General features: G+C 65.8%; 13 protein-coding genes. 2 read left to right on the top strand and 11 right to left on the bottom strand.

Annotation, left to right across the window (positions count from 1 at the left end):
* Window positions 1-18 precede the first annotated feature (18 nt).
* From QX073_RS24735 to QX073_RS24685, 11 genes are all read right to left on the bottom strand, one after another.
* A complete protein-coding gene (locus QX073_RS24735; RefSeq protein WP_315752570.1) occupies window positions 19-600 on the bottom strand; it encodes a TRAP transporter small permease subunit in 582 nt (193 codons plus the stop codon).
* 317 nt (window positions 601-917) lie between these two features.
* A complete protein-coding gene (locus QX073_RS24730) occupies window positions 918-1,808 on the bottom strand; it encodes a cation diffusion facilitator family transporter (protein ID WP_315752571.1) in 891 nt (296 codons plus the stop codon).
* 237 nt (window positions 1,809-2,045) lie between these two features.
* Window positions 2,046-2,318 carry a hypothetical protein gene (locus tag QX073_RS24725; protein ID WP_315717640.1) on the bottom strand — a complete coding sequence of 91 codons (273 nt, stop codon included), beginning with the start codon at window positions 2,316-2,318 and terminating at the stop codon, window positions 2,046-2,048.
* Window positions 2,319-2,610: 292 nt separating this feature from the next.
* Entirely contained in the window at window positions 2,611-4,872 is a 2,262-nt protein-coding gene (locus QX073_RS24720; RefSeq protein ID WP_316226525.1) for a DUF2235 domain-containing protein, read from the bottom strand.
* 219 nt (window positions 4,873-5,091) lie between these two features.
* Complete coding sequence (locus QX073_RS24715) at window positions 5,092-5,478, bottom strand: nuclear transport factor 2 family protein (RefSeq protein WP_316175975.1); 387 nt, start codon at window positions 5,476-5,478, stop codon at window positions 5,092-5,094.
* A 228-nt stretch (window positions 5,479-5,706) separates the two neighbouring features.
* Window positions 5,707-6,384, bottom strand: coding sequence for a spermidine synthase (locus tag QX073_RS24710; RefSeq protein ID WP_316226524.1), 678 nt, complete (start codon window positions 6,382-6,384; stop codon window positions 5,707-5,709).
* A gap of 137 nt (window positions 6,385-6,521) precedes the next feature.
* The gene (locus tag QX073_RS24705) at window positions 6,522-7,343 is read right to left on the bottom strand and encodes a DUF2182 domain-containing protein (RefSeq protein ID WP_316226523.1); all 822 of its coding nucleotides are present in this window, start codon (window positions 7,341-7,343) and stop codon (window positions 6,522-6,524) included.
* 36 nt (window positions 7,344-7,379) lie between these two features.
* A complete protein-coding gene (locus tag QX073_RS24700; protein ID WP_316226522.1) occupies window positions 7,380-8,012 on the bottom strand; it encodes a DUF1326 domain-containing protein in 633 nt (210 codons plus the stop codon).
* A gap of 232 nt (window positions 8,013-8,244) precedes the next feature.
* Window positions 8,245-9,276, bottom strand: coding sequence for a GTP 3',8-cyclase MoaA (gene moaA, locus QX073_RS24695; protein WP_315717648.1), 1,032 nt, complete (start codon window positions 9,274-9,276; stop codon window positions 8,245-8,247).
* Window positions 9,277-9,461: 185 nt separating this feature from the next.
* Entirely contained in the window at window positions 9,462-9,854 is a 393-nt protein-coding gene (locus QX073_RS24690; RefSeq protein WP_315717649.1) for a hypothetical protein, read from the bottom strand.
* Between the two features lie 266 nt (window positions 9,855-10,120).
* Window positions 10,121-10,807, bottom strand: coding sequence for an HAD family hydrolase (locus QX073_RS24685; RefSeq protein WP_315827819.1), 687 nt, complete (start codon window positions 10,805-10,807; stop codon window positions 10,121-10,123).
* Between the two features lie 174 nt (window positions 10,808-10,981).
* Here QX073_RS24685 and rpiA point away from each other — a divergent pair, with 174 nt between their 5' ends.
* On the top strand, window positions 10,982-11,674 hold the full coding sequence (gene rpiA, locus QX073_RS24680) for a ribose-5-phosphate isomerase RpiA (RefSeq protein ID WP_315752604.1): 693 nt from the start codon (window positions 10,982-10,984) through the stop codon (window positions 11,672-11,674).
* A 48-nt stretch (window positions 11,675-11,722) separates the two neighbouring features.
* Window positions 11,723-12,244 carry a DUF2059 domain-containing protein gene (locus QX073_RS24675; RefSeq protein ID WP_315717652.1) on the top strand — a complete coding sequence of 174 codons (522 nt, stop codon included), beginning with the start codon at window positions 11,723-11,725 and terminating at the stop codon, window positions 12,242-12,244.
* Window positions 12,245-12,254 lie beyond the last annotated feature (10 nt).

The following is a 12,254-nucleotide window of genomic DNA, read 5'->3' as shown; positions in this document are numbered from 1 at the left end:
GATCCCCCAGCCCGCCGCTTACTTCTTCTCGATCGCTTCGACGAGGTGCTCGACCTCGGCCTCGATGCCGTGGGGCTTCGAAGCGTGGGGATCCGGGATCAGCCCGCGCATGACCGCGATGCGCTTGATCAGCTCGGACACGCCCTGCGCCAGCAGGAAGGCGAAGCCGAGCATGATGAGGGACTTCGCCGGCCATTGCGGCAGGCCGCCGGCGTTGCTCGATTGCTCGTTGATCTCGATGGAGCGCAGGAAGAAGGGCACGCTGGTGATGATCATCACGATGCAGAGCGGGATGAGGAAGAGCACGTGACCGACGACGTCGATGGTGTCACGCAGCCATTTGGGCATCATGGCGTTGACGATGTCGATGCGGATGTGCTCGTTGTCGAGCAGGGTCCAGGGGGAGCACAGCAGGAAGACGGCTGAGAACAGCACCCATTGCAGCTCAAGCCAGGAATTCGACGAGGTGTCGAGCGTCTTGCGGACGATGGCGTTGATCGTCGAGATGATGACGGCGAGCAGGATCAGCCACGCCAGCCGCTTGCCGGTCCAGGTCGTGAACGCATCGATCCCACGGCTCAATTTCAGCAACGCTTGCAACGCAATCCTCCCCCAAATGTCTTGCGACGTCCCATGGCCCGTTCTGGCTGCGCAGCACATGGCGCAACGGCCTATCCGGCCCGGCAGGCTCAAAAACGGGGGCACCATTTCAGCGCCTCGTGTTGCCGTCAATCGGAAAAATGGGCAAAAATGAGCGTTGCCGCAACATGTTGCAGCAGTGGCGACGCCGCGCCACAGCTGTCGCAGGTCGCCGGGGCCTGGCGATCGCCGGCCGGCGAATGAAGGTCAACGGGCCGAGCGTGAGGGCGGGGGACTCTCGGGTGCGGCCGACGGACCACGTCCGGTGCGCAGCGGTCTTACAGCACCACCACGCCGGAATGCTTGGCCTTGTTTTCGGGTTCGACGTGGATGGTGATCCAGCTGTGCTCGTCGTCCTCGCGCAAGGCTGCCTCGATCCGGTCGCAGATTTCGTGCGCCTGGTTGACCGACATCTCGCCAGGCACCACGAGGTGGAACTCGATGAAGGTCAGCTTGCCGGCATGGCGGGTCCGGACATCATGCGCCTCCAGCGCGCCGCCGGCATGCTGACTGATGATCAGGCGAATGCGCGCCAGCGTGGCGTCCGGGACCGCTTCATCCATCAGCCCGCTGGTGGATTCCTTCAGCACCTGCCATCCCGACCACAGGATGTTCACGGCGACCAGCACGGCCAGTGCCGGATCGAGGATCGGCAGCTGCAACATCACCGCGAGGCCGAGGCCGACCACGACGCCGCCCGAGGACACGACGTCCGTCAGCAGGTGCCGGCCGTCTGCCACCAGCGCCGGCGACCGCAACCGCTTGCCCCGCGTGATCAACAGCCAGCACCAGACCGCATTGATCGCGCTCGCCAGCGCATTCACCGCGAGCCCCTCGACGGGTGCGGAAAACGCCCGCGGATCGAAGAAATTCCCGTAGGCCTCATGGATGATGAGCAGCGCCGCCACGACGATCATGACGCCCTCGATCACCGCGCTGAAATACTCGACCTTGTGGTGACCGAACGGATGGTTGGCATCCGCGGGCTTGGCGGCGATGCGCACCGCGACGAGCGCGACCACGGCGGTGACGACGTTGACGATGCTCTCGACGGCATCGGAGTAGAGCGCGACCGAGCCGGTGATCCAATAGGCGAGATACTTCAGGCCGAGCACGATCGTTCCGACCACGAGGCTGCCGATGGCGAGCTTGAGCGATTGCGAGGCCATGATGTCCTGATCCGATCCCGCGCTGGGGTACCCAACGCTGCGGCGGAACGCAACCAGGGTGGACGCGGTTCGGTGTCGGGAAGGGACTGATAACCCCGGTTTTCTGTGGCCGCCGCGACTGCGTCTATCGGCGGCGCGGCCCCGATCGAAAACTGATCTGTGGACAACAGAAAGTCGCGCCCACGGACATGGGCGCGACCGTGTCGCGGCAAACGCCGATCGCAATGACGCCGCCGACTACTTCTCTTTGATGACCGTGGTGGTGCTGGTCGAGCTGCCGACCGTGCCTTCGTCCTCACAGACCTTGGTCTGGCGGATGCGGTCCTCGGCTTCCACGCGGCTGGTGAACGCCATCGGTCCGATTTGCGTGACGACCTCGCGGTCGGCGGGGCGCGTGGTGGTGATGGTGCAGCGATGGCTCGGTCCCTGCACGATGTAGTATTCGTCAGCGAGCACTGGCGCGACCGATCCGATGATCACTGCGCCGGCAAGAAGAAGGGGTGCTTTCATCGTCGCCTCTCTTTTCAAGAACAGCCAAAAGGGGAGCGGGATTGATGAGGAGTTTTCTGCCTCGTCGTTCGATGCTCCGTGTTTGCAACTCGGCCGGCTGGTCGCAGTTCCGGCGGTTCAAGCGGAGCCTGTATTGACGCGGTGCAGTGTCGGCAGCGATGGACGCGAGATCTCGTCAGGGCGCAGCCACACGCGCGCGGTGGCGCGCTTGCCACGGCCCCAAGCGGTCGCGCCGCGGTTGGCAGGCGAACCGCCGATCATGACCTCGTCTCCGCCTGGTGGCGTCGGCGGTTCAGAGCAGCCTGACGGTCACCTTCGCCTTGCCGGTGTTGTTCGGATAGAATGCATCGTACACCCAGGGCAGCCCGATCACCGCGTCATTGACATAGAGGAACAGCTCACCGCCGCGCTCGGCCTTGAAGCGCGCTTTGTAGGCTTGAGGTGTCGTGTTGGGGGCGGGAACGGGGTCGAGGAAATATTCGTCGACGCCGGTCTCGCCGACCCTGGCGATCAGCCGATACCAGGGACGGAAGAGAACGCGGCGCAGCAGGATGCCTGCGCGGAACGTCCAGCGGGCGTAGCCCCGGACCGTCGAGGTGCGATAGCCCGCGGGGGTGACCGGACGCCCGGCATCCTCCCACGGGTCGGTCATGGTGACGACGATCTCGTAGGAGAAGCCGGGACGGACGCTCAACCCGGTGGGAGCGCAAACCGCATCGGTCGAGAAATCCCTGGCATCCTGCGGAATGCCTTTGTCGACTGCGACGAGCTCGCGGGCAGGGGTGCCATGGCAAAAGGCGCCCATCGAATCCGCGGCGTTGAACAGGAAATGGCTGATCAGCGTGGCTGCGAGCCAGACGGTGCCGATAGCGAGCAAGAACGGGCCGACATGCCGCTTGCCGTTCCTGATGGCAAACTGATAGGCGCGATTGGTCCGGAGCGCGTAGATGGCCCGATGCAGCGGGCCGGACGGCATCGGGGGCGATGCCCGTTCGCGCCAGATCACGCGCATCCGGTCGCCGATGCGGTCGCTGAGGAATGTCCCGAGCGCGGTCAGCATGACAAGGATGATGATCCCGCCGGCGAACCATTCGGGGTTGGCGGCGTACCAGTCCGTCCACCAGTGCAGCGATGTCGGCAGGAACGATTCGATCAGCCTGACTGCTTCGGAGACCATCCTGATGCGCGAGTCGTATTCGTGCGTGCGATCGAGGTCGTGGAACAGCCAGAAGGCCGCGAGGTGCAGCGAGGCCGCCAGGGTTGCGAAATAGGCGAGGCGCCTGAACCACACCAGATTCCACAGCTTCTCCTGGGCCGCGAACCGGGCGGCCGCGCCGGCCGGCGTTTCGAACGTGGTCGGCCCGAGCGGCGTCAGCGTGCCGTCGTAGCGGACGATCATGTAGTTGTCGGGCAGCCCGATGGGCGCATAGGCATTGCAGCCGCTGTCGATGCGGTCGAAGACGCTTTCGTGAATCTTCGGCATCGACACCTGGACGCCCGCCGCCGGGTCGTTGCAGAGCTCCGACACCTTGCGCGGGCCGTATCGATAATAGGACCCGAGCCCGGAGCGCGAGTTGTAGAGGCGTCCGTCCTTGTCCTGCGACGTGACGATCGACTTGATCGCATCCGGATCGGCCTCGGGCGCGGTCTTGAAGATCAAGCCCCGTTTGACGGCCTCGCCGACGAGCCAGGTCAGGGGAACATAGGAGACTGAATCGTCCGGATAGCCGCCGCCGACATTGGCGTGCATGCCGACGAACCAGACCTGCACCAGTCTTTCGTCATCGATCGTCCTGGCATCCTGCGGCTTGGTCTCGCCCCCCTCGGTCCAGAGCACCGGGTGGAAGGTCGTCCTCTCGTCGTCGAGCGCGAGCGCGTGGCGCGCGCATGTCACCCGCGGACTGAGCACGCGATTGGGAAGCTCGAGCGGCCACACCCAGTTGGAGATGCCCCGCGTCATCTCGTCGATCGGTAGCCCATAGGCTGCGACGGTGTCCCACAGCCCGATGAACTCGATCGCCGGGAGGCTTTTTCGCTCGATGAGGTCGAGAGATTTACGGCCCATGATGCGGTCGATCACCGGCACCAGCACATGATCGCGAATCCAGCGGAGCGGCACTTCGATCCGCCAGATCGAATGGTACCCCTTGGCGCGATAGGCGCGATAGGCCTTCACGGCGCCGTCGTGCAGCTCAGCCTCGGTGTCGGCAACGATCAGCCCCTGATCGAGCATCAGCGCGGCGAGCACCCGCACGGTGAACGCGCCGCGGCTGAAGCCGAACAGATAGATCTTCGAGCCGTTCGCGTGGTCGTAGTTGCGGCAGACGAACTTGTAGGCATCCAGGATGTTGCGCTTGAGGCCGAAGCCGAACGCGCCGCCGAGCAGGGCGAGCGGAACGAACGACGATGTGCCGACGCCGTCGTCATACTTGGCCGCCTGGGCGTTGCCCTGCAGGTCGAGCGCCTGGAACATGCGCCAGACGTTGGTTCGCCACACGCTCGAGGCGGCGTTGCCGGTCCCGTCGGACAGGATGATGATCTTGGGACTCGCCATGCAAAGGACCCCGCTCGACATTGAGAGCCGAGGAGCGGAAGGGTAAACTGAAGGAGAGAGAAATCAACCTGAGATGGTGTGAGGCTTTCGGCGGCGTGGCCGGAGGATGCGGAGGGCGCCGCTGCAGCGACGCGGCGACCCGAGGACGAGAAATGCACTGCCCTGCTACCGAAATGCCGCCGTCACCGAAATGCGGTTGCCGTGGCCGTTCGTCGCCCTTCAGGCCGAGTTGATGCGCTCGACGAGATGCGCGCGCGAGGGCGCCGGGTCGAAGCGATCGCCGAAATATTGGGTCTCGTGCGCTACTCCGCCGTCCCGGAATTCCATGACGCTCACCACGTAAGACGGCACGCCATCATAGGTCAGGACCAGTTCGGTCACCCACAGATCGCCGCTCCCGATGATTCGGCGCACTGCGAAGCGCTTCCTGCTGGGCTGCACGAAGCGGCTCTCCTGAATGTTGCGCCGGCCGTGGATGCGTTCGCCCGATTGCGGATAATCCAGCACGGCATCGTCGCGATAGATGTCGTGCTCGGCTTCGAAATCATTCACGTCCGATGCATCCCAATGGTGCTGCAAGGCAGCGCGCGTGGCGCGGTCGTCCATGACAATCTCCCATTCAGGCGCGCGCTCTCGTTGCAGAGCGTACGTCGACACGCCAGAGAAGGGCGCATCCTCGAGGCGCTCGCGCGTTGATGCAGGCATCCGCCGGCTTCGCAGCCATGATGCATCATAGGACGATGGCTGACGTGGCACCACTCCGATGCGAACGGCGGGAGATGCGAAGGAGCGAGCTCTCCGCGTGGGTGGCTCTGCGCGACAACGCTGCCGCTGTCACGCCGGCCGCGTCGCGATCCAGATCACGTGACGGGCGCCGCCGCCGCGGCCGGTGGCGCGGATGTTGATCTCCTCGACGGCGAAGCCGGCCTTGCGCAGACGCGGCGCAAAGCGATCATCCGGGTGTGATGACCACACCGCCAGCACGCCGCCGCGGCGCAGGGCGGTGAAGGCGGTGCGCAGGCCCGAAGAATCATACAGCGCGTCGTTGGATTGCCGCGTCAGTCCCTGCGGGCCGTTGTCGACGTCGAGCAGGATCGCATCGTAGGTGCCGCGCCCTGCGGCGATCAGCTTCACGACGTCGCCCTCGTGAATGTCGACGCGCGGATCGGCAAGGCTTGCGCCGGACAATTCGGCCATCGGCCCGCGCGCCCAGGCGATCACGGCCGGCACCAGCTCGGCGACGGTGACACGGGCCTGCGGACCCAGCACCGTCAGTGCCGCCCGCAAGGTGAAGCCCATGCCGAGGCCGCCGATCAGCAGCCTCGGAGCCGGCTCGGCCTTGATGCGGGCGCAGCTCAGGGTTGCCAGCGCTTCCTCGGATCCGTGCAGCCGGCTGTTCATCAGCTCGTTCGAACCGAGCTTGATCGAGAACTCCTTGCCGCGCTGCATCAGCCGCAGCGGCTCACCGCCGCCGGGCACGTCTGCGGTGTCGATCAGCTTCCAGGGAATCACGGGCGTCTCGCGTCAGTTCGGTTGCGGCATTCCACGCGACGGAGTCGCCACGCTGGAGCCTGCTTACCATGTTGCCCGCATCCCATGCCAAGGGGCAGCCGCCACTCTCGCGACGACCTGCATCGCGTCGTTGCGCGTCATTGCGGTAGGGACACCAGCATCCAGGCGCCCGCGGCACTGCAAGCAATGCCGGCCGCGCGCGCGACCCATCGTCCGACCGGAGTCAGTTTCTCAAACAGCACGAGCAGGGTCAGAATGGCAATCCACATCACGCTCATCACCCCGCCGACGAACAGCAGCGCCATCAGAGCCCAGCAGCAGCCCGCGCAATAGCCGCCGTGTCGAAGCCCCAGCAGCACGCAGCCCTGCAGGTCGCCGCGAAAGCCGCCGTGACGCATCAGGAACAGAAGCGGCGACTGGCATTGGGCAAGGCAGGCGCTCTTCAGCGGCGTCCACTGATAGATGCCTGCCGCGATCAGCACGATGGCGCCGAGCAGATGGTTGTCGATCGCCATCCGCGAATCCAGCAGCGCAGTCCGCTCCACACCCCATTGCAGGCCGGTCGCCACGAGCGAAAAGCCGCTCCAGGCGAGCAGATAGCCGGCCGCAAACCAGCCGGTCGCAGCGAACGGCTGGCCCTGCGCTCGGCCCTGCCGACCTACACGGGCGTACATCAGGATCATGGGCGCCGCCGAAGGCGCCATCATCCCGACCATCATCACCGCCCACATCAGGAACACATAGGCGAACTCGATCGCGCGCCACGGCTCGCCGGCCGGCAACATGATTCCGATGCCGGCCGGGATCATGCGGAAGCCGGTCATGTCCATGCCGCCCATGTCCATGTCGTTGGCAAGCCAGAGAACATAGGCCCATGACAGGGCGACCATGATCGCGATCGCGCCGCCGACGATCCAGCGATCGCGCCGCAGCACGGCTTCCAGGGTGCTGCCGGCCATCTGCAAGGCGGGTTGCCGGCCTTGCGCCACGTCGAACTAGGCCTGGTTGGACCAACTGATCGACGCGTACAGGCCGTTCTTGCCGGAATTGTCCCAACGCATGCCGTGATCGCTGTAGGTGTTGCCCGCCGCGCCGACGGCGAGCGCCATCCTGTCCGGGCTGACGGGATGGCCGATGTTCACCCACATCTCTCCGCTCGGGTGCATGGTCGGCAGCGGCTCGACGGACATGTGCAGAATGTCGGTGATGTCGGCGGATCGCGTCTTGCCGTCGATCCGGAAGTTGATGGCGACCTTGCGCACGCCGAGATTGGTGCTGATCAGCGGCGTGAACGCAGCCATCGGGCCGCCGGCAGCCCCGGTGAAGATCGCGGCCATCGCCTCCGTCTGCGGATCGTCGGCGCGCTGATCGACATAGGCGGCGATCGACCAGTCTCCATCCGCCATCACGCCGGGCGCATGGAGCATCACCGCCGCGTTGAGGCCATCGAGCGCGACATCGCCATAGCGGCCGGTTTCGATGTGGAACAGCAGCGGTACGTTGCAGAACCCCTCGGTCGGTTGCGCGGTCAGGGGAGGGGCGGCCGACATGAGGCACGGACACAGCAGGCTGCAGCTGCAATTCTCGAAATAGTCACCGGACAGGTGCCATGCGACTGGGTCTGCCATCGCTGTCTCCCGCTAGGCCGAACCGACAAATTGCTTTCGAATGCGCGATCTGCAGCTGAAAGCTACGCCGCATGGGGACGTGCCGCAAGCCGATAAATGATCAGTCTCCGCGTCGTGACTGCGCCTCGGGCCGATCCGCTCATACGGTATGCGTGATCGTCGGCTGAATGGCCGGCCAACAGCCCGGCTCCGACTGCGATTGATCGCAGGGCCCGATGGTTATGGACTCCGACTACCCGCCCGTCACGCTCATGTGCCGGCTGACGCTCGGACGGTTGTGGCGGCGGTCGATGATGAAGTCGTGGCCCTTCGGCTTGAGGCCGATGGCGCGGTCGATCGCGGCGCTGAGCTCCTCGTCGCTGGCAGAGGCACGCAGCGGCTTGCGCAGGTCGGAGGCGTCCTCGTGGCCGAGGCAGGTGTGCAGGGTGCCGGTGCAGGTGACGCGGACGCGATTGCAGCTCTCGCAGAAATTATGCGTCATCGGCGTGATGAAGCCGATCGTGCCGCCGGTCTCGGCGACGCGGACGTAGCGGGCCGGGCCGCCGGTGGTCTCGTCGAGGTCGGTCATGGTGTAGGTCTGCGCCAGACGCGCGCGCAGCAGCGACAACGGCAGATACTGGTCGATGCGGCCCTCGCCGATCTCGCCCATCGGCATCACCTCGATCAAGGTCAACGCCATGCCCTTGCCGTGCGCCCAGTCGATCAGCGAGGGGATCTCGTCCTCGTTCATGTTCTTCAGCGCGACGGCGTTGATCTTCACGGCGAGACCTGCGGCGCGCGCCGCCTCGATGCCGGCCAGCACGCGCTCGAGATCGCCCCAGCGGGTGATGGCGCGGAACTTGTCCGGGTCGAGCGTGTCGAGCGAGACGTTGATGCGACGGACGCCGCAATCGGCGAGCTCGGCGGCATATTTGGCGAGCTGCGTCGCGTTGGTCGTCATCGTCAGCTCGTTGAGCGCGCCGCTCTTCAGATGTCGCGACAGCGAGCGGACCAGGCCCATCACGTTGCGCCGGACCAGCGGCTCCCCGCCGGTGAGCCTGAGCTTTTTGACGCCCTTGTGGATGAACGCCGAGCACAGCCGGTCGAGCTCTTCGAGCGTCAACAGGTCGGCCTTCGGCAGGAAGGTCATGTCCTCGGACATGCAATAGAAGCAGCGCAAGTCGCAGCGGTCGGTCACCGAGACGCGCAGATAGCTGATGCGGCGACCGAACGGGTCGGTCATTGGGCGCGTCAGGGCGGTGTCACTCAACGTCTCTGCGGTCATGGAAAGCCTTGGCTGGTGGCGGCCCAGGTGGCGGCGATGCCACGCGGCGGCCGCGCAAGCGCGGCCGGATGTCGGTCTCACGACAATCTAATCATGATCGCCGCGCCCCACAATCATCGACGTGGATCCGTCGATGCTGCAATGCAGCTTCGCCTTGGCAAGGGGACGCGCGGGACGACGGTCCGCTATTGGCGTCCCGGCGCGGGGGCGGGGAAGGCGGACCCGGTGGCCGCTGGTGCGTCCGGCGCAGCGGCGGACTTCTGCGGCTTCGGCTTCTTCGGCCGCATGCGCTTGACGGCCTTCGGCGGCGCGCCGGGCATCGGCTGCAGCTCGGCGACGACCGGGCTCGGGTCCATCACCACCGGCGGCGAGGTGTTGAAATCGCCGGAGTTGCGGATCACCTGCACCGGGATGGTCGCGGGCTGGTACTTGTCCATCGTGAAGGTGACGCTGAAGCCCGCATCGGGCGCCGGCACCGAGACGGTGCACGGCGTCTTGCAGCCCGGTCCGAGCGAGGTCTTGGCGTCGGCGCCCGGCGGCACGGAGTCGAGCTGCACCGGAACCTCGGGCGCTGCCATCTTGAAGCTGTCCATGGAGAAGGACGAGCAACCGGCCAAGCCGGCTCCCGCAACCGCAATTGCGATGACACGCCGCATCATGATGTCCGCCCCACAACCCTGCGGCCATCGGCCGCAATCCCAGGGCGACCATAGGAGCGTCAGAACAGCGGCGCAACTGCGGTCAACCCTATTCTCAACAGAACGTTAACGCACCGCAAGGTGCGGATTCAGGTCGACAGGGCAGTGGGTTAGGGTGCGATGCGGCAGTGGAATCGCAAGTCCGTTCAGGCGATCCTGAACGATGGGCTGAGGGCCGCGACGGCAGCCGGCAGCTCGCGCATGTGGTCGATCAGGTGGTCCGGATTGAGCTCCGCGATCGGTACGTCGGTATAGCCAAAGGTGCAGCCGATCACCGGCACGCCGGCGCGGCGGGCGGCGCCGACGTCGGTGCCGGCATCGCCGACCATGATCGCGGCCCCGACCTCGCCGCCGGCCTGCGCGATGGTCTGGCGCAGGATCGCCGGATCCGGCTTGGCGACCCCGAACGTGTCGGCACCGCAGATCGCGGCGAAGCGGGAGGACAGGCCGAGCTGGTCGAGCAGCCGCTTCGACAGCCATTCCAGCTTGTTGGTGCACACCGCGAACTGGCAGCCGCGGCCGGCAAGCTCGTCGAGCGCCGCCTCCAGCCCCTCGAAGGGGCGCGATTCGATGGCGATGTTCTCAGCGTAGAAATCGATGAAATCGGTGGTGAGGCGGCCGATGTCATCGGTGCTGGCGAAGCGACCCTCCGCCTCCAGACCGCGCTCGATCAGCTTGCGGGCGCCGTGGCCGATCATCTTGCGGGCCGAGGCCAGCGGCACCGGCCGCAGACCCTCGCGCTGCAGGACGTGATTGAGCGCGCTGATGAGATCCGGCGCCGTGTCGACCAGGGTGCCGTCGAGATCGAAGACGATGGTGCTGGAGATGGGCATCGGTATCCGCTAGCGGCCGGCTCATGTCCTTGCAAGAGGCCCGCAATGGCATTTTGTCCGATTTCGTGGCCGGCGAGAGCTAGGCCCCGCGTCAAAACATCGCTAGATATGCGCCGGCTTTCGGCCCCCGTCCGTGGGGGTCTCGGGGTGTGAAGGGCGGGTTCCTTGGTCGACATGGATGCATTGAAGCGGCAGGCAGCGGCGCGTGCGCTGGAGGAGGTCGAGAGCGGCATGAAGCTCGGTCTCGGCACCGGATCGACTGCCAAGCATTTCGTCGATCTGCTCGGAGAAAAGGTGCGCGCCGGGCTCAAGATCGTGGGCGTGCCGACCTCGGAGGCGACAAGGGCGCAGGCGCAAGCGTGCGGCGTGCCGCTGACCACGCTCGATGAGATCGACCGGCTCGACATCACCATCGACGGCGCAGACGAGATCAATCCGGCGCTCGACCTGATCAAGGGCGGCGGCGGCGCGCTGCTGCGCGAGAAGATCGTCGCCAGCGCTTCGGATCGCATGATCGTGATCGCCGACGACAGTAAATGGGTGGCGCAGCTCGGCCGCTACCCGCTGCCGGTCGAGGTGGTTCCGTTCGGCCTCGCCGCGACTCAGCGCGAGATGAGTGACGCCTTCGCCACGGCCGGCGTGTCCGGGCCGATGAGCCTGCGCAAGTCCGCAGACGGCCACGTTTTCGTCACCGATGGCGGCCACTGGATTATCGACGTCCGCCTTGGGGAGATCATGGATCCCCCGCGCTTGGCGGGTCTTTTGAGCGCAATTCCGGGCGTGGTCGAGCATGGGCTGTTCATCGGCCTCGGCAGCACGGCGATCCTGGCAGGCGCACAGGGAATTCGCGTTATCCAGCGGCCCTGAGCGCGGCACGAGGCTGCGCTCATGGCGGCAACTCACAGGAGACTTGGAATGAAGAGCGTGTTCAGAATCTTGCCGGCCGCCGGAATCGTGCTGGCCTTGGCCTCGGCAAGCCCGGTTGCGGCGCAGGGCCAGGCACCTGCGCTGAAGCCGGCCTCGCCCGCCTGCATGGCCGGCGCGCGCGAGATTCTGGGGATGAAGAACGCGGCTGCGATGTACGCCAATGCCGTCCCCGGCATCGTGCAGCAGACCAAGCAGGCGCTGCTGCAGTCCAATCTCAACTACCAGAAGGACCTCGACGAGGTCGCCGTGGTGGTCGCGCAGACCTACGCCGGCAAGGAGAAGGAGATCGGCGAGAAGATGGCGCAGATCTACTGCAACGAGTTCTCCGACCAGGAGATCGCCAACCTCGTCGCCTTCTACAAGTCTGCCATCGGCCAGAAGCTGCTTGCGGCGGAGCCGAAGGCGATCCAGATGAGCATGCAGGCGATGAACCTGTGGGCGGCGGAATTTTCCGACACTGTCACCGCGCAGTTCCGCGCCGAGATGCGCAAACGCAACAAGCCGATCTGAGGCTTGCGGC

The sequence above is a fragment of the Bradyrhizobium sp. SZCCHNS3052 genome, from assembly GCF_032484495.1.
Classification (GTDB): domain Bacteria; phylum Pseudomonadota; class Alphaproteobacteria; order Rhizobiales; family Xanthobacteraceae; genus Bradyrhizobium.
This window is presented reverse-complemented; position numbering and strand designations above follow the sequence as displayed.